Origin of the sequence: Flavobacterium fragile, assembly GCF_023634865.1 — a bacterium.
GTDB classification, from domain to species: Bacteria; Bacteroidota; Bacteroidia; order Flavobacteriales; family Flavobacteriaceae; genus Flavobacterium; species Flavobacterium fragile.
The window spans coordinates 137169-161684 of sequence record NZ_JAMLJN010000002.1 but is presented as its reverse complement, the minus strand read 5'-3'; the positions used below and the strand labels follow the sequence as shown (position 1 = coordinate 161684).

Genomic DNA, 24516 nt, shown 5'->3' with positions numbered 1-24516 from the left:
AATCGTTCTTTATAGATTGCAAATGTAGTTAAATACAGAACACAAAAAAAGCGACTCATTTGAGTCGCTTTTAATTAGTTTTAAAATAATTGTTATTGAAACAAAATATTATCTATTTGTGCACCAGGTCTAGTTTCTGCATTAGCTGTAGAAGTTGTTGCAACATCATATGCAAAAATGATATGACCTTGACCAGACATTCCAGTAAATGTATGAACACCTGAATCTGTGAAAGCAGGTGCCCAACCTGTACCCGTATGAGTTGAGAATGTAAAACTACTCGTAATATCTACAAGATTTGCTGTAGGGTTACTACTATTGAAGTTAGTAGAATAATACACTTTCATAATTGGTGTTGAAGTCTGAGACATGTAACCATACAATGTTTTAAATGAAACTTTTGTATGTGTATCAAAATCGAAAGGCATTACAAAGAAAATTTTAGTAGCCCCTGAGTTAGATCCTTTTCTTGCTTGTAAATATCTATTGCCATTGTATAAACCTACATACCAATCATTAGTTCCTTGAACAGTGATATTTAAATAATTAGGGAATACATTAGTGTTTGTTGTTGTAAAAGATTCAAAGTTTTCGATTGCAGGGTGTAATCTAGCATTGGTTAATTTTACATCGTTTAGTGTTCTTAACATTAATTGAAAAGTTCCATTGTATTTAGTTAAAACACCACGAATTTTACCACTCTCACTTGGGATTTCTTCTGAAGCAAATGTAGCGAATGCACTATTACGTACAGTTATTGAATTACCAGCCGCATCAATTACAGAATGATTTGTAGCAGTAGCATTAACGAAAGATAATGCTTCATCATGATACGTGTGTCCTAAAGAAGCATCTGCGAATTGCACCCCATCAAACTCTACGATTTTGTGTAAATAAGAATCATTAATTTGAGAAAGTGAAATATGTTGTACTAAAGTTTCTTCATCAACTTTATCACAACTTCTTAAGATAGCATCTTTATATTCAACACCAGAAATTCTTCCCACGCTACCTTCATAAAGTGAACCAATTTCTAAAGATGAAATTTGATTTTTGTAATGAAAATATCTATTCTGCATGTTAATGGTAACTTTTCTACCAGGTTCAAATTCTGTATATAAATTATACGAATCAACTGGCATCGTGAAACCTTTATTTCCGTCAACAGAAACAAAAGATATCGATTTGTAAAAATTTCCACCTTCATCACTAGAAGTAACATAAGCTTCTATGTAATCAGAATCTGGATATTGTTGAACAGTAGTATTAGCTAAAGTTGCAATATCTTGTACAGATTTAGTTGCAGCTATACTAATACAATCATTCGATAAATCTGGAGTTCCATAATCATCGCCATTAACACATCCTACTAAAGATGCTAAAATGGTTGTTGTTAGTACTAATTTTAATTTTTTCATAGCTATTAATTTTTAATTATTTTAACATCATCTACTTCCCAAGTAGTAGAAGCTGAAGATGTTGAAGTGTATTTGAATGCTACATATACATTTCCTCCAGCAAAAGAAGAAATATCTATTATTCCAGATCCTGTCCATTTATAATTACTAGTATCAAGATCTAACGTAGCTGCTAAATCCATCCAAGTGGCATCATTTGGATTACCACCAGCATAATCAGACGAAATTTTTATTTCTAAAACATTTCCAGAAAATTTTGAAGCAGTTTTAAAAGTCAAAGCGGCCGATGTTAATTCACTTAAATCAAAAGCTGGCGAAATTAACCAATCTTCATTTACATTATTCGTACCTGCATATCCAGACATTTTTGCACAATTAGAATTGTTAAAACCATATTGAGTGTCCAATTGCCATGTTTGAGCACCTGTTACACTATATTTAGTCCAATCAGCCCAATTAGTTTCGAAACCATCAGTATAAGCGTATTCATAAACCGTAGGAGTTGCATAGTCATCATCTCCTACACAACTTGTTAATAAACTTGTACAAAGAGTTAACAAGAACATTGTTTTTAAAAATTTTATTTTCATAGTATATTTTTTTAGAAGTTAATGTAGAAATTAACAAAATAAGTTCTTCCGTAGCCATAGAAGTATTTAGGTCCAAAAGAAGGAGTTCCGTTAGCTTGATCAGCTTGTAAATCTGGGAAAGTTGCTTTTCTAGATTGTTCAAAACCACCTGTTTTATAAGTAACATCAAAAACGTTGTTTACAGAAGCAAAGAATCCCACTGTATTACGATTTGCTTTACTAATTCTCCAAGATTTTCCACCTGTTAAATTTACTAATGTAAAGTTATCAAATTTTTCTTGTTTTAAAATATCTTTAACAGTTTCTGGTGTTGCTCCATTGTAAGTATCACCACTTGAATCTAAACTAAAGTTGTCAGTTCTTAAAATGTTAGATACATCTAAATAAGTTCCTTCTAAGTAATTAACATTAGCTCCAATCCACCAGAAGTTTGGATCTCTATATTCTAAACCAAATGTAGCAGCAGTTTGTGGCATACCTGGTAATCTGTAATTTTTTAAGTATACAGTTCCAAAGTCTGTTAATGGGTTGTTTCCAGTGGCCGCTACGTTATCATCATTTGTTTTTAAGTTAGCATTATCAGAATAGATGTACTGACCATATGAAGCAGCAGCAGTTGCTTTAATTGTTGAAGTAATTTGATATTCTAAACCTACTTCAACACCCATGTTTTGTTTGTTAACTCCAGTAACAATTTCACTTACAAAAGTGTCTTCATCACCTCCATCATCACCTCCAATTCCTTCTCCATAGAAAAATGCAATTTCAGTAGCATCTTTAATAGATGAGAAGAAACCTGTGAAACGAGCTTTGAATTTAGGAGCTCTAATAATATAACTACCATCAGCACTCAAAACAGTTTCACTTCTAAGATCTGGAGTAATGGTATTGTTTAATCTAGCATTTGAGAAAGAGTTTCTTAAATTAGGTGCTTTCGTCATGTAAACTCCGTTGAAATCAAGTAAATGTTTACCTGTAATCTTGTAAGTTAAACCTCCTTTGAAACCAAAGTTTTCAAAAGTTACACTTTTACTTTTTCCATAAGAATTATCCACATAAATACCATTTCTGTAAATACCCTCTCTTTGATATTCGCTACGAGAAAAAGATTGCGCTAAATAGAAATCGGCTTTGTCGTAAGAAAATTTGAATTGTGTAAACCCATCAAAAGTTGTAGCATGTAATAAATAATTGTAACCATAAGATTCGTTTTCTCTTACTTGGCGGTTAGGATTATTTAAATCAGACTGAGAAGCGTTTCCTGTAAAGAAAGGATCGATATCCAAGAAGTATTGACCTCCTAATAAGTCTAATAAGTTTTGGTGATTGTGTGATCTTAATTTTCTAAAATTAACTCCTGCATTTAAAACGATATTGTCAGATAAGTTAGAGTTAATAATTGAATTAGCATTCAATAAATTATCATCTGTTCTATCTTCGTATAAAGCATATACGCTTCTACCAGCAAAAGCACTATTTTGGTTCGCAATGTACATTGCATTCCAATCAATTTGTGGACGAGATCTAAAAATACTAGCGTAGTTATTAAACTCATCTTGAGTTAAACCTCCATTTAAGTTGCTATAGTAGCTAGGTAAGTTTCTGTAGTAAGTTGGGTCAGGATTGTTTCCTAATTGGTAGTCTAATCTTGAGTTACCAATAGTTCCCGTTTGGAAAGCAACATTAGTATTCAAATTTGTTTTTTCAGAAAGTTTCCAATAGTGAGACAACATTACCATTGGCTCTTCTAAATCTTTATCTCTCGAGTTACGTTTTTTACCATCTTGCCATCCCCAATAAGAGTTGTATTTAACTCCCATTAAATCTGTAACTTCTTGAGTGTTTGGTGAATTTTTACCTCTACTGTTTTGAGCGTAAATTGCCGTTAAGTTAAGGCTGTGTTTGTCGTTGAATTTTTTCTCAACACTAGCAAATAATGAATTTGCCCCATAATCAGTACCATCAAAGTAACCCTCTTCTGCCCATCTTCTCGATGCAGAAACTACAAATGCCCATCCTTGTTTGTTCATTCCGGAAGCATGTGTAGCCATAACTCTCCAGTTGTAGTTTGTGTTAGTACCTGACATTGAAATTCTTGAACCTGGACGGTAGAAAGAAGCTCTTGTGTTGATGGTTTGAGTACCTAAAATTCCTCCGAAAGTATAATCAGAAGGCTTAGACCCCATAGTAAACTCTTGGTTTCTTGTAGCGTCATTTAATCCTCCCCAGTTTCCCCATTGTGGTCTTCCGTCGTATAATTTATTCATTACGATACCATTAATCATTGTGGTACCATATTCGTTATCTAAACCTCTAATTCTAAAACGAGCCTGACCCCAGTTAAAGGCAGCTGCTTGCTGATAAGTATCTCTTGTAGCTTGTAATAATCCAGCCGTGCTTTCAGAGCCACTATTATCATCTCCTAAATCATTTTCTGTAATGGTAATAAGAGACAATTGTTGTTCTGAAGTAATATCTTCTTCCAATAAAATTGTTCCTAAATCCACTGTTTCACCTGTAGAAGGCTCTAAAGCAAAAGTTTGCTGATTGAATCCTGTGAAACGAATTACTAAAACCTGATGTCCAGGTGGAACAGTTTGAAACACAAAATTTCCACTAAAATCAGTTACAACAGTTTGATTGGTGCTTTGAATTATAGCAGCCACGTTTTGTAATGGTTTTTGACTTTTAGCATCGATAACCTTACCCTTTAAGGCTGGATTTTGCTGTGCAAAAACTAAAACAGCTTGTAGTACCAATAAGGTACTTAGTACAAGTTTTTTCATAAAGAAATTTAAAATTAATACTAATTTAATGTTAAGTACTTACAAACTTAACAGCCTACAAATGTATAACTTTTAATAATATTATTTACCTTTGGCTCCTATTTTGTGTTAAACTTGATATTAATATAACATTCATTTTATGAAAATTAAACATCTTTTCTTGGTTTTTGCAGTTGTTTTTTCGGTAAATAAAGGCATTTCTCAGGATAAAAAATTCAAAGTTCATACCGTAGCTTTTTACAACTTTGAAAATTTATTTGATACCATTAACGATCCAGATACGTATGATGAAGAATATACACCGGTCAATGGTTGGACTAAAAAAAATTACAATAAAAAGTTAGATAATTTAAGCCATGTACTTATAGAGTTAGGTACTAGTGAAAATCAAAAAAATTCTCCTGTAATTATCGGAGCTTGTGAAATTGAAAATAGAAGAGTTTTAGAAGATTTAGTAAAACACCCTACATTAATCAATAAGGGTTATAAAGTGGTACACTTTGATTCTCCTGACAAAAGAGGTATTGATGTTGGATTTTTATATCAAGAAAAATATTTTCAACCTACAAGTTACATCAATGTACCATTGTACGTGTATGAAACAGAATCTGATTCTGATAAAAAAAGTAAGAAAGAAGAAGGTGAAGTTGAAGAAAATGTAAACTACGATAAAAAAACCAAAAGAATTTACACACGTGATCAATTATTGGTTACAGGTTTGTTAGATGGTGAAGAAATCAATGTAATAGTAAACCATTGGCCTTCCCGTTCAGGCGGCGAAAAGAAAAGTAGTCCATATAGAGAAGCCGCTGGTAGATTGAATAGAAAAATCATGGACTCCATCATAAAAATTAACCCTAATGCTAAATTCATTACAATGGGAGATTTAAATGACGGTCCTTACAATAAATCCGTAAAACAAGGGATTGGTGCTAAGTTAAAAAAGACCGAATTAAAAGAACCAAGAGATATTTACAATCCGTTTGAGCAAATGCAAAAAGATGGTCATGCTACTTTGTTTTATAGAGATGCTGGAGATATTTTCGACCAAATTATGGTGAGCCAGCAATTGATTCCTTCAGATAATAATGACTACGGTTCGTTCAAATATTGGAAAGCAGGAATTTACAATAAACCTTTCTTAATTCAGAAAACCGGCCAGTATAAAGGATATCCACTTCGTAATCAAAATGGAGTTCCTGGATTCTCAGATCACTTCCCAGTTTATATTTACTTAGTAAAGGAAGTGAAGTAGTTCAAAAATAATAAATTCAAAAGGTTAGTTGTATAAAAAAGCAGCTAACCTTTTTCTTTTTAGTAACTTTACGTTTTAAAATTTAAAAAATGAAAATTCAAAAACCATTCAATTTGAATCAATGGATAGAAGAAAACAGGCAGTTTTTAAAACCGCCTGTAGGAAATAAAACCATTTACGACGAAACTTCTGAAGATTATATTATCATGATTGTGGGTGGTCCTAATGCACGTAAAGACTATCATTATAACGAAACAGAAGAATTGTTCTATCAATTAGAAGGTGAAATTACCATTTATGTTCAAGATGAAGGCGAAAAGAAAGCTATGAAATTAGGTCCTGGAGATATGTATCTTAATCCTGCCAAAGTACCACATTCTCCATCAAGAACCGAAGACTCTGTTGGTTTGGTAGTAGAAAGAAAAAGAGCAGGTAAAGGTTTTACAGATGGCTTACTTTGGTTTTGTGATAACTGCAATCATAAATTACACGAAGTCTATTTCGAATTACACAATATTGAAAAAGATTTCCTGCCTCATTTTCAGGAGTATTATTCTTCAGAGGAAAAAAGAACGTGTCAAAAATGTGGGACTGTAATGGAAACGAATCCTAAGTTCCTAAAAAAATAATACTAAGTATCACAATGGTTTTTCACAAAGTTTTGTAAAGAAATACGTGAAAATCTCTGAAATCTGTGACAAAAAATTAACTTAAAAATTATTTGCTTTTAGCGTAAGCTTAGTATCCTGAAACTTCGGGATTGTGGTTAAAAAATATATTTTCTATCTTTGAAAAAAAATCTAACAAAATCTGAATAAAAAGTTATAAAAATGATATCTGAAGCAGCAATTCAATTTGGTATGCAAGAAGCTTTGCAACAATTAGGCATTAAAGAAATTAATGATGGAACTTCTACTGGAACAAAGTGGTTTTCTAACGGAAAAATCATCGAATCATACTCACCTGCAACAGGAGATTTGATTGGAAAAGTAAAATCTTCAACAAAAGAAGATTACGAAACAGCTATGCAAGCAGCAACTGAGGCTTTCAAAACTTGGCGTTTGGTTCCGGCTCCAAAAAGAGGGGAAATCGTGCGTCAAATGGGAGAAGAATTGCGTAAACACAAAGAAGCATTAGGAAAATTAGTGTCTTTCGAAATGGGTAAATCGTATCAAGAAGGTCTTGGAGAAGTTCAAGAAATGATTGATATCTGTGATTTCGCAGTAGGGTTATCACGTCAATTACACGGATTAACGATGCATTCGGAACGTCCAATGCACAGAATGTATGAGCAATGGCATCCGTTTGGAGTAGTTGGAATCATTTCGGCTTTCAACTTCCCGGTAGCGGTTTGGTCTTGGAACTCGATGTTGGCTTGGGTTTGTGGTGATGTTTGTATTTGGAAACCAAGTTCAAAAACACCTTTATGTGGTGTTGCGTGTCAAAACATCATTCAAACGGTATTAGAAAGAAACAATTTACCAGAAGGAATCAGCTGTTTAGTAGTGGGTAACGAGTCTGGAGATTTAATCAATAACGACAAACGTATTCCATTAGTATCGTTTACAGGCTCTACAAGAATTGGTCGTCACGTATCAAAAACAGTTGCTGAGCGTTTTGGAAAAACTATCTTAGAATTAGGTGGAAACAACGCGATTATCGTTTCTAAAGAAGCTGATTTATCAATGGTATTGGTAGGAGCAGTTTTTGGAGCGGTAGGAACAGCAGGTCAACGTTGTACTTCAACTCGTAGATTAATTGTTCACGAAAGTGTTTACGATAAAACTTTAGACGTTTTAGCAAAAGCGTATGCGCAGTTAAAAATTGGAAATCCATTAGATGCAAACAATCACGTAGGACCACTTATCGATAAAGGTGCAGTGCAAGATTACTTAAACGCTATCGAAAAAGCGAAAGCTGAAGGCGGAAGAGTTATTGTAGAAGGCGGTGTTTTAGAAGGAAAAGGATACGAAAGTGGTTGTTATGTAAAACCATGTATTATCGAAGCTAAAAACGAGTTCGAAATCGTACAACACGAAACATTCGCTCCAGTATTATACGTAATGAAATACAGCACAATTGAAGAAGCTATCGAAATGCAAAATGCAGTTCCTCAAGGATTATCTTCTTCTATCTTTACCAACAACATGAGAGAAATGGAGTTATTCCTTTCGGCAGCAGGTTCTGATTGTGGTATTGCTAACGTAAACATTGGAACTTCTGGTGCTGAAATTGGTGGTGCTTTTGGTGGTGAAAAAGAAACCGGTGGTGGCCGTGAATCAGGTTCTGATGCATGGAAAGCCTACATGAGAAGACAAACCAACACCATTAACTACGGAACAGCATTACCATTAGCTCAAGGTATTAAGTTTGATTTGTAATATTAAGTGAAGAGTGAAAAGTAATTAGTGATTAGTTACTTTTTGGATATAGAAAAACCCTGCAAGAATATTGCAGGGTTTTGTTTTATTTTGATGGCACGGAATGCAATTCTGCACTATCGGAATGTTTTGTTTGTAATTTAGTTTTTTGGATTCAGTAAAAAAAATAAGATTAGATTCTCAAGCGAACTTTTTATAAATATTATTTTTTACATTAAATTTATAACGAATTATAAAAACCAGCAAACTAAATATGAATATGACTAATACGGTTCGAAATAAAAAAATAGCAGTTTTGTTATTGCTTTCATTTATTTTTATTAAGTGTAATACGTATAAAATGGAAATGCATTTAAAAGGTGGAAAATCACAAGCTATTGAAAATTGTATTATAGACTACTATCATACTAATAAAAAATACATAAAAGAGTATGATAGTTTTTATATCCGATTTATGGATGATAAAAAGTCTAATTTTTATCATATAAATATCTTACCACAAAGAAATAAAATTTCAATAAGGAAAAAACATAATATTGGCTCTATTGTTACAGATGAATTTTTTCCTACTAATTATAAACATTATAATTATAAACTCTTTATTTGGTACGATGAAGATAAAGCACTTCAAAGAGATGTTTTAGATGCATTAGATAAAAACAAATTGTTAGATTCTATTTGGTTACGTTATGACTTAGGTATTTATAAAGACGATTGGGATAATCCAGGTAAATATCCATATCCTCCAACAGTCAGTATTGATGAAACTATTGAAGGAGTAGATTATTTAATTTGTAAAAATAAAATTAAGAATTACAGAAAAAAAAGAAAAGGAGTTTTTCGTCCATATGATAATAATCTACCAAAACCTAAATGTAATTAATTTTGATTTGTAAAATAAGTGATTAGTGAAAAGTAATAAGTGATTAGTTACTTTTTGGATATAGAAAAACCCTGCAATTGCAGGGTTTTTTGTTGTTATGGTTATGGAATACGATTCCACGAATAAACTAATTATTCCAAACAGGAGTAACACAAGATATTAATTTGTCTTTAACTGTTGCACCTACATAGCCATGTCCTTTTAAATAATAAAAATCAAAAGTTACATCTTCAAATTTAGCACGTATAACTAATAGATTTTCATATTTACAAAATGGAGTTTTTAATTTACCATTAAATGAAATGATTTCATACTCACAATCGCCTTCAGCTGTTTTCCAAATATGTCCTTTTTTGAAGTTTTTATCAAATCGAATAGTTTCTTTTTTAACATCTTTTTTATATTCATAGATAACTCCATTTTCTTCTCTTAAATACATTTTAGACAAGTTCTTTTCTCCCCAATCTTGTAGATATTCAATATACTTTTTTTCATTAATAATTACAAAATTATTTTTTGTCTCAAAATAAGATTTATCCTGCCAAAGGATACGTTTTTTATCAATTGATGAAGGAAAATAATCACCGTTTTCATTTGGAGAACAAAAATCTTGTCCTTCATTAATTTGAGAGAAAATGGAATTTGTGATTGCTAAGAAGAGAATAAAGATTACTTTTTTCATACAAAAACTTTTTCAAATGTATTAAAATATTTAAACAAGCAGTGGAATAAAATGTATTAAGCTATACAATTTATTAAAACCAAAAACCCCACAAATCAAATTTGCAGGGTTTTCTATTGTGATATTGCCACATCGGCACATTGTCTCATCGACACATTGCCACATCGGCACATTAAAAACTACTTCGTTTTCTTCACGTATTGCGTCAAAATGTAAATACTTTGGTTTTCCACTCTACCTTCAATTAGGTTCGCGTCGTCCCAAACTAATTTAATGTTGTGCACGGCAGCTCCACGTTTTGCTGTAAAAGTAGCACCTTTTACATCTAAATCTTTAATTAACACCACCGAGTCGCCATCTTGTAAAATAACGCCGTTACTGTCTTTATGTACAATTTTGTTTTCGTCTTCTTCAGCGTCTTCGCCTGTTGCTTTTGCCCATTCTAAGGCTTCTTCATCTAAGTACATCATGTCAAGCAAATCGTTGTTTTTCAAACGCGCTAACATGCGCCAAGATAAAATTTGTACTGGCAAATGCTCATTCCACATACTTTCTGATAATCCTCTCCAATCGTTTTCATTCATGGTTTCAGGGTTTTCAATTTGGTCTTTTAAATGTTTTGCAACTAAAACCGAATGTTCTAAACTTTCTGCAGTGTGAGGTGGCAACGTATACACAACTAAACCATGTTCGGTACCACTAATTTCGCAAACTGAACCACTGCGATCTTTCAGTTTTTTTTCTATTACACTCATTTTGAATGGATTTTACGTAAATAAATAATTTGAAGCAAAGGTATAAATTGTAACTAGATGGCATAAAAAAAAGCAACTTTTTTATAAAGTTGCTTCAGTATATCGTTTTTTACGAACTTTAAAAGTTAAAAGCAGCACCAACACTTAAGGTTACTTGGTTATTAAAATGGTCAAATCCTCTAACTTGGTTTTTAAAACGTGCCAGTGGCGCAACGCCTTCTGCAAATACTCCAAACCCATTACTAAAAAAATGACGAAAACCTAAATGCGCACCAAAGTTTCGTGTGCCTAAATTCAAGCCGGGATACACATCCATTTTAGATCCTAGATTTAAAACGTTTCCAATGTTAGCATTGAAACGTACTTTAAAATCTATTTTGTCTCCAAAAGCAGCACTTTCACCACCAATTTCAGAGGTGTTTAAAAGATAAGTAGCATTGAAACCATAAGACATATTTTCACCAATACCGAAGTCAACCGTACTTGTAATTCCAGTAGCTCTGTTTTGCATGTTTAGTCCCACGTGTAGTTTTCGATCACCTTCACCTCTGTATGCTTGAGCCATAACAGAAGGTACACATATCATAAGAAAGAATAGAAGAGTTGCTTTTTTCATAGTGTCTTTAATTTTATTGAAAAGCAAAATTACTAAAAACAAACAAGTAATTTTTTTATTTGTTGCTTCATAAACAGAAATCTAATGATTAATTTCTACCTTTTTCATTTGGATATAAATCAGGTAACGCATCACTTTGCCAAAATGCTTTAGTATCAATATCCATAGCGGTTACTTTACCTTTAAAAGCGGCCCCGGTATCAACATTCCAAACACAAGCTTTGTTCACGGGAACGGTTTCGTTTATTTTTGTAACTGGAGTGTGTCCAATGTAAATTTCCTCATATATTTTCAATCGATTGGGATAGCGCGTATCTTCTTTTGGTATCGAAGTATCTAACGCTAACGCCATTTCCCAAAGCGTTCTGTCCCAATAAAACAAAGGTTTAAAAAATTCATAATCAACGCCTCTAACATTCGTAAATCCCGCATGAATAAATAAACGATTTTCGTCATCTAAATAATAATTTTGAAGCGATTGTAGAAAATGAATGTGTTTCATTTTAGTTTCTTCATCTACATTTTGATAGGCTAATGCGCTAGCATCTCCACCATTTTTAAACCACATGTTCTCATCAAATCCATCATGATTTCCTGACAACCATTTTAATAATAAATCATCATGATTTCCTCTTATGAAAACACAAGGTTGTTCTTTTTCAAGTGCAATTAAGAAATCTAAAACGGCAGGAGATTCGCTCCAACCGTCAACATAATCACCTAAAAAAATTAGGGTGTCTTCTTTTGTTATTTTAGCTCTTTCAAAAATTTGGTGTAGGGCTTTTAATCCTCCATGAACATCTCCAATGACTAATTTTCTATTCATTTTTTTTGTTGTATTTCATTTTTCTTAAAATCCGCATGGCTTCTTTAAACGAGACATAGAGTAGCGGATTTTCAAATGATTTTAGATAGGGTTTAGCTTCAATTAATTTTTGTTTAGCATCCTCAAATCCGTTTAAATAACAAATCATCATAATTTGAGGAAAGTTTTCTATATCTCTTTTTTCCGACGGTTGCAAAAGTAATCCCTTTTGAAGTTTTGTGAGCAAAGCAAGATGAGAATTGTAAATATGATGTAACATTTTTCGGTTGTATTGCGGGGGTTCAAACAACATTTCCGAATTTATTTTGTAATAGCCGTTATCAAAAAACGTTAGCGTCACTTTTTCAAAAGGATAATAACTCGTTTTGTCATTTAATCCGAGCGAAATGTATTCGGTAATACTAAAACTGTTATCATCATAAGCGATACTTACCTCGTCTAAAGCGGAATAAAACAATTTTACTTGTTCGTTGACCAATTCAATATCTACTCTTGAATAATACTCTTGGTCTCGAACTTTTTTCTTGTTTCCAGCCCAGCAAACCACAAACAATTCCTTAAACACTTTAAAATTAGACGGTAAATCTTTGTGACGATTATTGATGAAATCTATAACACTTTCTAATGTATGCTCGATACTGTTTCGAGAACTGTTTTCGATGCTAATAACCGTTTCCACATTCTGTTTCGAATACGGAATTTTTTCTGAAGTAGGTGAGGTATTACTTCCTTTTCGAATGAAGTAAGTATTCGCTTCAATCGTGTGAATACCTTTTCTAAAGTACGAATTTTTAGATTTGGGTTTAATCGTAACCAATCCCACTACTTTATCTTTTGGAAGGTTCGGAAAAGGGACATTTTCATACTGAATTTTAGGTGGATTTTCCAAAAAAGCATTCACTAAATTCTGAATCTTGCTATCGTCAAAGAAATCATCACCCACAATTTCATTGGTTTCATCTTCCACACCCACCACAATATAAGAATTATTGCTCGGATTGGAATTGGAAAGCGCACAAATATGCTTTAAGAATTTTGCTTTTCCTTCTTTGGTATGCAAATTCAACTGCCGCTTCTTATCATAAAAACTATTCTCATCATGATGAGCCAACAGATTTTTGATAAGAAGCCGCTTGTTGATCATTTTTTACCTGAATATTCTGAACACTATTAACCTAACATTGAATACTAGATTAAGGCACTCTATTTCCCATACTCTCCGTCCAAATCGCAAACCAATCTTGTTTGTCTAGTACTAGTGATTTTGCTTTCATCAATTGTTGAATTCTACCAGAGTTAACCGTTCCGGCAACGGGAGAAATTCCAGCAGGATGCTGCATAATCCAAGCCAATAAAATAATATCAGAACCTATGTGATATTTTTCTACCAATTTGGCTAAAAGTTGGCGCAGTCTAAAGGTTTGATCCGTATTTTCTCTAAAAACAGTTCCTAAAGGATTCCAGGCCATAGGTTTAATGTTGTGGACTTGCATGTAGTCTAAACTTCCATCTAACATGGCTTCATGATGCGTTGCAGAGAATTGAATTTGATTGATATCTACTTGTGTTTTTTGACGAATTAGCTCTGTTTGAAAAGGTGTAAAGTTAGAAACCCCAAAAGATAGAATTTTTCCATCTGCTTTTAATCGTTCAGCAGCTTCTGCAATTTCGTCTGCTTGCATTAACGGACTAGGACGGTGCAATAAAAATGCATCTAAATAGTCGGTTTTTAAATTTTTTAATGAATTTTCGGCAGACCAAATAATATAATCTTTTGAGTATTCATAATGTTTGATGTGATTATCGGGTCTATTTTCAGAAACATATTGAATACCACATTTGGTAATTAATTGAATTTTTTTTCGGTCAATCTTACTATCAGAAAAGGCTTTTCCAAAAGAAGCTTCAGTAGTATAACCTCCATAAATATCAGCGTGATCAAAAGTAGTAATTCCGTTTTCTACGAATAAATTAATTAAATGAGTAAACTCTTTGGTATTAAGGTTTTTATCCCAAATACCCCAATTCATTACCCCAGCAATGATAGGCGATAATTGTACAGACATAACGTTAGGTTTAAATTATTTCTTAAAATTATAAAATAGAATCTTAAAACACTCACAAAATCAATCTTTTTTATTCACTTTTAACGCAATGTTAACAACAAAGAATCAAAAAAAAAATTCAATTTGTAGTGTTAAAAAATGTTGTTAATTTCACACCGCCAAATACAATCATAAAATGGAAGAAAATACATCAACCTTAGACATTAGAGCAATTAATGAAAAGATTGAAAGAGAAAGTGCTTTTATAGACTTACTCACAATGGAAATGAATAAGGTAATCGTAGGTCAAAAGCATATGGTCGAGCGATTATTAATAGGTTTATTGGGTCAAGGACATATTTTACTAGAAGGAGTTCCTGGTTTAGCAAAAACCTTAGCCATTAATACGCTTTCACAAGCCGTTCACGGTTCGTTTAGCCGTATTCAGTTTACACCCGATTTATTGCCAGCCGATGTAGTTGGAACCATGATTTATAACATCAAACAAAACGACTTTACCATTCGTAAAGGACCCATTTTTGCCAACTTCGTCTTAGCGGATGAGATTAACCGTGCGCCTGCAAAAGTGCAATCAGCTTTGTTAGAAGCCATGCAGGAAAAGCAAGTTACTATTGGTGACGAAACGTTTAAGTTAGACAAACCGTTCTTAGTAATGGCAACGCAAAACCCGGTTGACCAAGAAGGAACGTATCCATTACCAGAAGCGCAAGTTGACCGTTTCATGTTAAAAGTGGTTATCGATTATCCAAAAATGGAGGAAGAGCGTCATGTAATTCGTCAAAACTTAAAAGGTGCTTACGAAAAAGTAAATGAAGTAGTTTCGTTAGACCAAATTTTAAGAGCACAAGAAGTGGTTCGTGAAGTGTACATGGACGAAAAAATTGAGAAATATATCTTGGATTTAATTTTCGCAACACGTTATCCAGAAAAATATAAATTAGAAAGTCTAAAACCGTTAATCAGTTTTGGAGCTTCGCCTCGTGGAAGTATCAACTTAGCAACAGCTGCTAAATGTTACGCTTTCATCAAACGTAGAGGTTACGTAATTCCAGAAGACGTTCGTGCTGTAGTATACGATGTATTACGTCACAGAATCGGAATCACCTACGAAGCAGAAGCTGAAAATGTAACCACAGAAGACATTATTAGCAGAATTGTTAACGAAGTTGAAGTGCCTTAATTTAGTAATCAGTGTTTTGTCTCAGTTTTCAGATAATACTGTTTTAACACTGCGACTATCAACTGCGACTGTCAACTAATAGAAATGGATACCAAAGAAATTCTAAAGAAAGTTCGAAAAATAGAAATCAAAACCCGAAGATTGAGTGATCATATCTTTTCGGGAGAATATCACACGTCTTTTAAAGGACGCGGGATGACGTTTTCAGAAGTGCGCCAATACCAATACGGTGACGACGTAAGGGCTATCGATTGGAATGTAACCGCGCGCTACAACGAACCTTTCGTAAAAGTATTTGAAGAAGAGCGTGAATTAACCATGATGTTAATGGTGGACATTTCAGGTTCAGAAAGTTTTGGTACAAAAAATCAGTTAAAACGTGATATGATTACTGAAATCGCAGCTACATTGGCGTTTTCGGCTACTCAAAATAATGATAAAATTGGTTTGCTTTTGTTTTCAGACCAAATCGAATTGTTTATTCCGCCTAAAAAAGGAAAATCACACGTTTTACGCATCATTCGCGAGTTAATCGAATTCGAATCGAAAAGTAAAAAAACCGATTTATCGCAAGCTTTGAAATATTTATCGAGCGTTTTGAAAAAGAAAGCCATTGTGTTTTTAATTTCCGATTTCATGGTGAAAGATTACGAGCACACACTAAAAATCGCTTCAAAACGTCATGATGTTACCGGAATCCGAGTGTTTGACCAAAGAGAAGAAAGCATTCCAAACATTGGAATTGTAAATATGATTGATGCTGAAACAGGCGAAACGATTTTAGTTGATACCACGTCAAAAAAAGTACGAATGGATTACGAAAAATACTATCGTGAAAACGTAAATTATTTCAAAGATATTTTTTCAAAATGTGGAGCAGGAACGATTAGTTCGAGAGTGGATGAAAGCTATGTGACCAAATTATTGGGTTATTTTAAAGCGCGTAATTAAGAAAAATGAAAAAGAAACTTTACTTATATATTGCTTTAATGCTCGGATTTTTGGGTTTTGCCCAACAAATCTCGTCTTCTATTGATTCTACCCAAATTAAAATTGGATCGCAATTCAACTTAACTATCAAAGCAAAAGTAAACGCAAAAGATAAAGTCGTTTTTCCTGATGGAAAGTTTTTTGGTGCTTTGGAAATATTAGAATCGTATCCAATTGACACCGTAAAAAACGACAACCAATATGAATTAATCAAAAAGTACGGGTTAACCCAATTTGATTCGGGACGTTATGTGATTCCGAAATTATTGGTGAAAATCAATCAGAAAGAATTTCGTACCGATTCGCTTTCGATTTTGGTAAACGATGTAAAAGTTGATACCACGAAACAACAAATGTACGACATCAAAGACATCATCGCTACCGAAGAAAAACCGATGAGCGAATGGTGGAAGCTATTGATTTTATTGGTGTTGATTGTAGCTTCTGGATTTGCATCTTACTTCATCATCAAGCGATTACAAAAAGACAAGGAACAAAAAGAAGAATTTTTCGCTTCGCCAATTGAAAAAGCGATTGCGTATCTTCAAAACTTAGATAAAAAACAATTGGTACAACGCGGTGATGTGAAAGAATACTATTCTGAAATGACCGATATCACCAGAACGTACATTGAAGAATCCATCCATATTCCAGCAATGGAAAGCACTTCAAGTGAGTTGATGGAAGCATTGAAAAAAGCGATTGCCGACAAAAAAATGTTTGTCAATCGTGAAGAATTAGATAAGTTCAAGAAAGTTTTAGAAAATTCCGATTTGGTGAAATTTGCTAAATCGCAACCGTTACCATTTGAAATTGAAACGGATAAAAAAATCATCGATAAATTCTTGTTGGTGATAGACAAAGCTTTACCTAGAACTGAAGATCAAGCTGCAATTTTGTTTGCTGAAGAAGTTCGCAAGAAAGAAATGCAAAAACAAAAAGCAAAACGTTTAGCACTTTCAGCCGGAATTTCAGCCTTTTTATTGGTGGCTTCTGTTGTGATTTTTGCTTATACGGTAGGATTTGATTTTGTGAAAGACAGTTATTTTGGCTATTCTACCAAAGAATTGTTGGAAAAAGAATGGATTACTTCGGAATATGGCGAGCCAGCTATCATTATTACGTCGCCTAAGGTTTTAAAACGAACAATTGATGAGAAAATTCAAAATAACCTTCCAGAAAACGTAAAATCAACCAGTCGTTTTGCGTATGGAAATATTACGGACGATTTCTCAATTGTATTAATCACAACGGCTTATAAAGACACCACCAAGATAGATTTAGATTTAGCATTGGAAGCGGATTTGAAAGAATTAGAAAATTTTGGTGCTAAAAATATCATCGTAAAAACGGGCGAATTTGAAAACGTAAAAGGACTTTCAGGTAAAAAAGCCTATGGAACATTCACGGCTTTTGACCCCGATAGCGAAGAAGATGTAAAAATGCAGTACGATATTATGGTGTTATCGCAACCGGGCGGCGCACAAGAATTTTTCTTTATGTATAGAGAAGAAGATAAGCATGCGAAGCAGATTATAGAGAAAATTCAGAACTCAATCGAACTAAGAAAAGCCAAGAAATAATGGGAAAAGTAACCTTTTTAAATCCGGAATTTTTATGGTTGTTTTTGGTTTTGCCAATTGCAATAGCTTGGTTATTTTACAAAAGAAACCAACTTTCGGCAACGGTAAAAATGAGTTCATTAGAACCTTTCAAGCAGAATAGAACTTTCCTGGCTAAAGCAAAACCATTTTTATATGTGCTGCGAATTTTAGCTTTAAGTTCGATTATCATCGCATTAGCCCGACCAAGAAGCGTTGACGTAACTTCAAAATCGAAAACCACAAAAGGAATTGATATTGTAATGGCAATTGACGTTTCGAGTAGTATGTTGGCCAATGATTTAAAACCAAATCGATTAGAAGCTTTGAAAAAAGTAGCTTCAACATTTGTGCAAGATAGAATTAACGATAGAATTGGATTAGTAGTTTATGCGGGTGAAAGTTACACGAGAACACCTGTAACTTCAGATAAAACAATCATTTTACAATCGCTAAAAACTATCGAATATGATGATTCTATTATTGCTGATGGAACAGGAATTGGTGTTGGTTTAGCAACCGCAATTAATCGAATTAAAGACAGTAAAGCAAAAAGCAGAATCATCATTTTATTAACAGATGGGGTGAACAACTCAGGAACTATCGACCCAAGAACGGCATCTGAAATCGCTAAAGAATACGGCATCAAAGTATATACCATCGGAATTGGAACGAACGGTCAAGCTATGTTTCCTGTAGCAAAAGACGCGAATGGTAAATTGGTATTCAGAAGAATGCCTGTAGAAATAGATGAAAGTTTAATGAAAGGAATTGCAAAAGCTACAGATGCAAAGTATTTTAGAGCCACATCCAACAAAAAATTACAAGCCATTTACGACGAAATCAATAAGTTAGAAACCACCGAAATTGATGAGAAGAAATTCTACAATTACGACGAGAAATACAAACCTTTCGTGTTGATTGCATTTGTATTATTAGGCGTTGAGGTGTTATTACGAAATTCAGTTTTTAGAGGAATCGTTTAGAAAGAAAAACAATGTTTGAATTAGAAAGTCCCATATATTTTTACTTATTAGCGCTATTACCTATAATAGTGGCACTTTTTCTATTCAATTTGTTTTGGAAAAGAAAAAGACAAGCCATTTTTGCCGATTTGGAATTGTTTAACCAATTAGCGCCTGAAAAATCTAGCTTTAAACCGGCTTTGAAATTAGGAGTTTTGTTGTTGGCATTAGCCTGCATTATCATCGCTTTGGTAAACCCAAAAATGGGAACGAAAATGGAAACCGTAAAGCGTCAAGGAATTGATATCGTTTTTGCAGTCGACATTTCAAAAAGTATGCTAGCCGAAGATGTAGCACCAAATCGATTAGAAAAAACCAAGCAAATCGTTTCGCAAATCATTAACCAATTAGGAAATGATCGTGTAGGAATTGTAGGTTACGCCGGAAGTGCTTACCCCGTTTTACCAATGACGACAGATTACAGCATCGCAAAAATGTACTTGCAGAGCATGAATACCAATATGGTTTCTTCGCAAGGAACCGCTTTTAACGATGCAATTCAATTAGCAGTAGATTTCTTTGATGTGAAAGATACTAGTAAACTAATTGTTTTGATTTCTGATGGTGAAGACCACGGAGATGGAGTAGAAGATGCTGTTGAATTAGCAAAAGAAAAGGGAGTTCGTATTATTACAATTGGTGTTGGAACCGAGAAAGGTGGCCCAATTCCGTTACGTGATGATAAAGGAACTATCGCTTCGTATAAAAAAGATCAAGACGGACAAACAGTAATTACCAAGTTATATCCAGAAACTTTAAAGAAAATCGCCGACAATACCAAATCAAAATATATAGCCGGAACAGTTACAAAAGATGTGGTAGAAGAAGTGAAAAAGTCGTTAGACAAAATCGAAAAATCAGAATTCGAATCGCAACAAATTGCTGATTTTGAATCGCAATATCAATGGTTTTTAGCTTTAGGATTTTTATTATTGTTAGTAGATGTTTTTCTTTTGGAGAAAAAAACAGCATGGGTGCAAAAGTTGAACTTATTTAATGAAAAGAAACATGCGTAAGATACTTTACATAGTGCTATTGTTGAATAGTGTTTTGCTTTTTGGACAAGAAAAAGACAAAAATCTTTACAACGGTAATCAGTTATTCAAAGAAAAAAAATACGCTGATGCCGAAGTTGATTTTCGAGTAACGGAATCCAAAAAATCACCAAAAAAAGCAACTGCAGGATACAATTTGGGAAATAGTGTGTATCGTCAAAACCAACAAGGTGAAGCGCAAATTAAATATATCCAAGCCTTAGAGCACGCGAAAACGAAAGAAGAAAAGCACCGAATTTATCACAATTTGGGCAACACTTTCATGTTAGAAAAGAAATATGATTTAGCAGCAGATGCTTATAAAAATGCGCTTCGAAACAACCCAAATGACGAAGAAACGCGTTACAATTATGCATTAGCCAAAAGAAAAAATAAAGACAATCCGCCTCCAAAAGACAACAAGAAAGACAACAAAGGTGGTGGAGGTCAAGATAACCAACCACAGCCGAAAGATAAAAACGGCAAAAACCACAAAGGAAACGACAAAAAAGATTCGGATAAAAACGATCAGAATAACAAAGACAAACAAGGCGATAACCAACAAGGTAAAGGTGACGGAGAGAAAAAGGAAGATAAAAACGAAAATCCAAAACCAAGTGGTGCCGACAAACAACGCATCGATAACATTTTAGATGCGGTTAATAATGCAGAGAAGAAAGTTCAGGACAAAGTGAATGCGAAGAAAGTGAAAGCACGTCCAGTTTCAAATGAAAAAGATTGGTAATTCATGAAAAAGATACTTTTAGTTTTATTCTTATCGTTTTTTTACAACGCTGTTTCTGCTCAAGTAAAATTTGAAGCACAAACAGAAAGAAGTTCTTATGGATTAAACGAGCGTATTCAGTTGGTTTTTTCTATCAATAACGAAGGAGATAATTTTGAACCTCCAAAATTTTCTGGATTTAAGGCGGAAGGACCTTTCATTAACAAAGGAAATCAAACTTCAATCACAATTATTAATGGTAGAGTAACACAAAAAAGGGAAATTTCTACCCAAGTCATTTACTATTTAACGCCTACTAAAAAAGGAACTTTTACCATTGGTGCTGCTTCAATTGAATATGAAGGAACTATTTACAAATCAGCTCCGATAAAAATCACTATTACTGATCCTATCCAAATGCCAAATTATCCAGGTCAGCCAAACAATATGAACTTTGGAGAAGGAATTCATTTGGTTGCCGAATTATCTACAAAGAATCCGTACATAAACGAACCAGTTACAGTTGTGTACAAGTTATATTTCGAGCCTCGTTCTACTGTTGGGAATTTCAGAAACTTCAAAGCACCAAAGTATAACGATTTCTGGAGTCAGTATATCGACATGAAGCAATTAACTGCAGAACGCGGAAAATACAACGGAAAAGATTATAGTATGGTGGTGCTTCGCAAAGTAATTTTGTATCCGTTAGAAGCTGGTGCTAAAACTATAGAACCTTTCAAAATCGATTTAGATGCTGAGGTTCCTACAGGTCGTCGCGATTGGTTTGGAGAATATGAAATGCGCGTGATCCAAAAATCATTGTCAACAGGAAATCAAACTATCAACGTAAAACCGCTTCCAGAAAAAGGTAAACCTGAAAGTTTTACAGGTGCTGTTGGGAATTTTGACTTTAAAGTAATTCCATCTAAAACCGCTTTAAAAGCAGGCGAATCTTTAGATTTGGAAGTGAGTGTTTCAGGGAAAGGAAATTTAAAATTATTCACCTTGCCAAAACCGGTCGTTCCAACTGCTTTAGAAATGTACGAACCATCACATACCGAAAATGTACAAACGCCATTAACGGGTATGGTGGGAAAAATTTCGGACAAATACACGATTATTCCCCAGTTTAAAGGAAAATATACTATCAAACCGATGGAGTTTTCGTATTACGATTTGGGAAGTAAATCCTATAAAACCATTACCTCAAAAGAAATCACAATTGAGGTAGCCGAAGGAGATGGAACCATTGTAGCTAATGCCCCAAGTACGAATAAACAAGCCATTCAGAAAAAAGAAGTATTCCAATTCAATAAGTTAAAAACGGAATTTGTTTCTGCTTCTAGAGAAGATTTCTTAGGTTCAGGATTGTTTTATGGCTTATTGATTGCGCCACTTTTACTAATTCCAATTGTGATGATTGCTAGAAAACAAAAAGAAGCAAAAGATGCTGATGTTGTTGGAAACAGAATTAGACAAAACAACAAGTTAGTGAAGAGATATTTGTCGGAAGCCAAAAAACAAATGGGCGACAAAGTTCCGTTCTATATGGCAATGGAAAAAGCATTACACAATTTCTTGAAAGCCAAATTACATATCGAAACGGTTGAAATGAGCAAAGAAAACATTATCGAATTATTGCAACAACGAAATGCATCCGAAGAAAGTATTAATCGATTTATGGAGTTAATGAACGATTGTGAATTCGCACGATACGCTCCAGCAACTGATATTGCCATGACCAATGATTTTGAACGAGCTGTGGAACGAATTTCTGAACTTGAAAAACAATTGAAATAATGAGAAATAAAATTATACTATTCCTTTTGTTTTTGATTTCATTTGCCAATGCAAACGAATCCAACGATGCTACCTTCAAAAAAGCAAACGATTTATACAACAAAGGTGATTACGAACAAGCGGTTCAATCTTTCGAAAGCATTGTAAACCAAGGCAACGAATCGGCTGATTTGTATTTTAATATTGCCAATTGTTATTATAAATTAGGAAAAGTTGCGCCATCGATTTACAATTACGAAAAAGCATTGCTTTTAAACCCAGATGACGAAGCCATTCAAACCAATCTGTCTTTTGCGCAAAAAACAGCAATAGACGACATTAAAATCATTCCAGATGTCGGTTTCAAAAAAATGGTAAAAGAGTTTACGAGCACATTTCATTATGATACTTGGGCTTGGATTGCGGTTATTATTGCTTTTCTAAGTTTACTTTTATTTTTAGGTTATTATTTTGGAAATACTGTATTTCTAAAACGCACTTTTTTCAGTTTGTTTCTGTTGTTTTTAATCGGAATTGGAGTAACCGTTTTTTCTGCTTTTTTACAGAAGAAGTTTGATGCGAATTACAATCCAGCCATTGTTTTTGCAGAAGCAACCACTTTGAAAGCCGAACCTAAAAACAGTTCGGAAGATGTAGTCACGCTTCACGAAGGCACAAAAGTTTTCGTTTTAGAAGAATTAGGCAATTGGAAACAAGTAGAACTTACCGACAAAACCAAAGCCTGGATTGACAAAGAAGCAATTAAGGAAGTGAAGAAATAGTGTTCAGTGTTCAGTTGAAAGTATTCAGAATCTAGGTTTGTAAGGCTGAGTTTGTTGAAACTTTTACTTCTCACTCTCAATTTCCGATTTCAAACTGTCATACCAATCCTCAATCGTAGGATAAATCGCTGTTGAAATATTCTGAATTGGATTATAAAAAATAGAGTTCTCTTGTGTTTCTTTTGAAAGTAACATGTTATTGATGTTGATTTTTTCAAAAATAAAAAGCACAACACTCAACGCTAAGATCGTTTTCAATAAGCTGAAAATCACACCGGCTAATTTATTTATCCAACCTAAAAATGCAAAATCTGCTAATTTGGTTAAAATTTTTGCGCTTAAATGAATTCCAATTACCACCAACAAAAACGTAATAATAAAAGCAGTAATTTGAATATATTTCGGATTCCAACTTGGGACAGTTTCAGTAAAAATCGAACCAACTAAACTCGAAAATTTAATCGCTAAATAAATACCTAAAATCAAAGCTACAAATGAAGCGACTTCTACAAAAAGTCCGTTTTTCAATCCTTTATAAACCGCAAAAACCAACAAAACTGCAAAAACAATATCAATAAAACTCATCCGAAACAATATAGATTAAAGAACAAAGATAAAAGAATTATTGAAAGTGGTTTTCTGTTGTTATCTTTGCAGAAATTTAGTGTTAGATAAATGGTAATTAGGTTCAAACCTTTAACTCTTAACCCATAACCTCAGAAACATGTCCAGAGACGAACAATTAAAACAGCGTTGGGAAAGCGTTGTCACTATATTATCAAACAAATTCGCAGATGGAGAAACCCTTGATTTAGAAGGAATCATCTACTTAATTGGTGTGCAAGAATTAGGGAAAATTCACGCAACTTTCAAAAAAGATGAAAAAGTGAACCTAATGCACATCGCCATTTGCCGTTTGCTAGAACCTTACGGTTACTACGAATTTGAATATTTCGACAATGATGGTTGGCCACATTACAAAGTAAAAGAAGAATTGCCACCATTAAAAGCAGGCGAGCAAGCGGTATTAATGAAAGAAGCAATTGTAAGCTACTTTTTAGAGAAAGAGTTGATTGATTAGTTTTCAGTCGCAGTCGCAGTTGGCAAATTTGTAAATTCTGAAAACTGTGACTGAGACTGTTT

General features: G+C 33.6%; 23 protein-coding genes. 13 read left to right on the top strand and 10 right to left on the bottom strand.

Going from position 1 to position 24516, the window contains the following annotated elements; genetic code table 11:
• Nucleotides 1-92: 92 nt before the first annotated feature.
• The 3 genes from NAT47_RS03170 to NAT47_RS03160 are packed head-to-tail and all read right to left on the bottom strand — an operon-like array spanning nt 93 to nt 4794.
• Entirely contained in the window at nt 93-1418 is a 1326-nt protein-coding gene (locus NAT47_RS03170) for a DUF5689 domain-containing protein (protein ID WP_250580197.1), read from the bottom strand.
• A 5-nt stretch (nt 1419-1423) separates the two neighbouring features.
• The gene (locus NAT47_RS03165; protein ID WP_250580196.1) at nt 1424-2008 is read right to left on the bottom strand and encodes a choice-of-anchor J domain-containing protein; all 585 of its coding nucleotides are present in this window, start codon (nt 2006-2008) and stop codon (nt 1424-1426) included.
• Nucleotides 2009-2019: 11 nt separating this feature from the next.
• Complete coding sequence (locus NAT47_RS03160; protein ID WP_250580194.1) at nt 2020-4794, bottom strand: TonB-dependent receptor; 2775 nt, start codon at nt 4792-4794, stop codon at nt 2020-2022.
• A 139-nt stretch (nt 4795-4933) separates the two neighbouring features.
• Here NAT47_RS03160 and NAT47_RS03155 point away from each other — a divergent pair, with 139 nt between their 5' ends.
• The 4 genes from NAT47_RS03155 (at nt 4934) to NAT47_RS03140 (ending at nt 9313) form a co-directional block, all read left to right on the top strand.
• Nucleotides 4934-6049, top strand: a complete 1116-nt coding sequence (locus NAT47_RS03155; RefSeq protein WP_250580192.1) for an endonuclease/exonuclease/phosphatase family protein — start codon at nt 4934-4936, stop codon at nt 6047-6049.
• A gap of 89 nt (nt 6050-6138) precedes the next feature.
• On the top strand, nt 6139-6678 hold the full coding sequence (locus NAT47_RS03150; RefSeq protein ID WP_250580190.1) for a 3-hydroxyanthranilate 3,4-dioxygenase: 540 nt from the start codon (nt 6139-6141) through the stop codon (nt 6676-6678).
• Nucleotides 6679-6879: 201 nt separating this feature from the next.
• Nucleotides 6880-8430 carry an L-piperidine-6-carboxylate dehydrogenase gene (gene amaB, locus NAT47_RS03145; protein ID WP_262918727.1) on the top strand — a complete coding sequence of 517 codons (1551 nt, stop codon included), beginning with the start codon at nt 6880-6882 and terminating at the stop codon, nt 8428-8430.
• Nucleotides 8431-8683: 253 nt separating this feature from the next.
• On the top strand, nt 8684-9313 hold the full coding sequence (locus NAT47_RS03140; RefSeq protein WP_250580188.1) for a hypothetical protein: 630 nt from the start codon (nt 8684-8686) through the stop codon (nt 9311-9313).
• A 127-nt stretch (nt 9314-9440) separates the two neighbouring features.
• On the opposite strand, the gene NAT47_RS03135 is transcribed toward NAT47_RS03140, so the two are convergent.
• The 6 genes from NAT47_RS03135 to NAT47_RS03110 all read right to left on the bottom strand — a co-directional run bounded on the left by NAT47_RS03135 (nt 9441) and on the right by NAT47_RS03110 (nt 14258).
• Entirely contained in the window at nt 9441-9995 is a 555-nt protein-coding gene (locus NAT47_RS03135) for a hypothetical protein (protein WP_250580186.1), read from the bottom strand.
• A 179-nt stretch (nt 9996-10174) separates the two neighbouring features.
• Nucleotides 10175-10750 carry a PhnA domain-containing protein gene (locus NAT47_RS03130; protein WP_250580185.1) on the bottom strand — a complete coding sequence of 192 codons (576 nt, stop codon included), beginning with the start codon at nt 10748-10750 and terminating at the stop codon, nt 10175-10177.
• 118 nt (nt 10751-10868) lie between these two features.
• On the bottom strand, nt 10869-11366 hold the full coding sequence (locus NAT47_RS03125; protein WP_250580182.1) for a DUF6646 family protein: 498 nt from the start codon (nt 11364-11366) through the stop codon (nt 10869-10871).
• A gap of 88 nt (nt 11367-11454) precedes the next feature.
• A complete protein-coding gene (locus NAT47_RS03120) occupies nt 11455-12192 on the bottom strand; it encodes a metallophosphoesterase family protein (protein WP_250580180.1) in 738 nt (245 codons plus the stop codon).
• Entirely contained in the window at nt 12185-13336 is a 1152-nt protein-coding gene (locus tag NAT47_RS03115; RefSeq protein ID WP_250580178.1) for an ATP-binding protein, read from the bottom strand. Before NAT47_RS03115 ends, NAT47_RS03120 begins: the two co-directional genes overlap by 8 nt.
• Before the next feature lie 49 nt (nt 13337-13385).
• A complete protein-coding gene (locus NAT47_RS03110; protein WP_250580176.1) occupies nt 13386-14258 on the bottom strand; it encodes an aldo/keto reductase in 873 nt (290 codons plus the stop codon).
• 175 nt (nt 14259-14433) lie between these two features.
• On the opposite strand from NAT47_RS03110, the gene NAT47_RS03105 reads away from it, so the two are divergent.
• From NAT47_RS03105 to NAT47_RS03070, 8 genes are all read left to right on the top strand, one after another.
• Nucleotides 14434-15438, top strand: coding sequence for an AAA family ATPase (locus tag NAT47_RS03105; RefSeq protein ID WP_250580174.1), 1005 nt, complete (start codon nt 14434-14436; stop codon nt 15436-15438).
• Between the two features lie 84 nt (nt 15439-15522).
• Complete coding sequence (locus NAT47_RS03100) at nt 15523-16389, top strand: DUF58 domain-containing protein (protein ID WP_250580172.1); 867 nt, start codon at nt 15523-15525, stop codon at nt 16387-16389.
• Nucleotides 16390-16394: 5 nt separating this feature from the next.
• The gene (locus NAT47_RS03095; protein WP_250580171.1) at nt 16395-18011 is read left to right on the top strand and encodes a BatD family protein; all 1617 of its coding nucleotides are present in this window, start codon (nt 16395-16397) and stop codon (nt 18009-18011) included.
• Entirely contained in the window at nt 18011-19015 is a 1005-nt protein-coding gene (locus NAT47_RS03090; RefSeq protein ID WP_250580170.1) for a vWA domain-containing protein, read from the top strand. The genes NAT47_RS03095 and NAT47_RS03090 overlap by 1 nt, the downstream gene beginning before the upstream one ends.
• 11 nt (nt 19016-19026) lie before the next feature.
• Nucleotides 19027-20070: a vWA domain-containing protein gene (locus NAT47_RS03085; RefSeq protein WP_250580169.1), complete on the top strand. Its 1044-nt coding sequence runs from the start codon at nt 19027-19029 to the stop codon at nt 20068-20070.
• Nucleotides 20063-20833, top strand: coding sequence for a tetratricopeptide repeat protein (locus tag NAT47_RS03080; RefSeq protein ID WP_250580168.1), 771 nt, complete (start codon nt 20063-20065; stop codon nt 20831-20833). The genes NAT47_RS03085 and NAT47_RS03080 overlap by 8 nt, the downstream gene beginning before the upstream one ends.
• A 3-nt stretch (nt 20834-20836) precedes the next feature.
• A complete protein-coding gene (locus NAT47_RS03075; RefSeq protein WP_250580167.1) occupies nt 20837-22612 on the top strand; it encodes a BatD family protein in 1776 nt (591 codons plus the stop codon).
• Nucleotides 22612-23373 carry a tetratricopeptide repeat protein gene (locus NAT47_RS03070; RefSeq protein WP_250580166.1) on the top strand — a complete coding sequence of 254 codons (762 nt, stop codon included), beginning with the start codon at nt 22612-22614 and terminating at the stop codon, nt 23371-23373. The genes NAT47_RS03075 and NAT47_RS03070 overlap by 1 nt, the downstream gene beginning before the upstream one ends.
• 63 nt (nt 23374-23436) lie before the next feature.
• On the opposite strand, the gene NAT47_RS03065 is transcribed toward NAT47_RS03070, so the two are convergent.
• A complete protein-coding gene (locus tag NAT47_RS03065; protein WP_250580165.1) occupies nt 23437-23958 on the bottom strand; it encodes a CvpA family protein in 522 nt (173 codons plus the stop codon).
• 139 nt (nt 23959-24097) lie between these two features.
• Between NAT47_RS03065 and NAT47_RS03060 the strand changes: the two genes are divergently transcribed.
• Nucleotides 24098-24454, top strand: a complete 357-nt coding sequence (locus NAT47_RS03060; protein ID WP_194093791.1) for a hypothetical protein — start codon at nt 24098-24100, stop codon at nt 24452-24454.
• Nucleotides 24455-24516 lie beyond the last annotated feature (62 nt).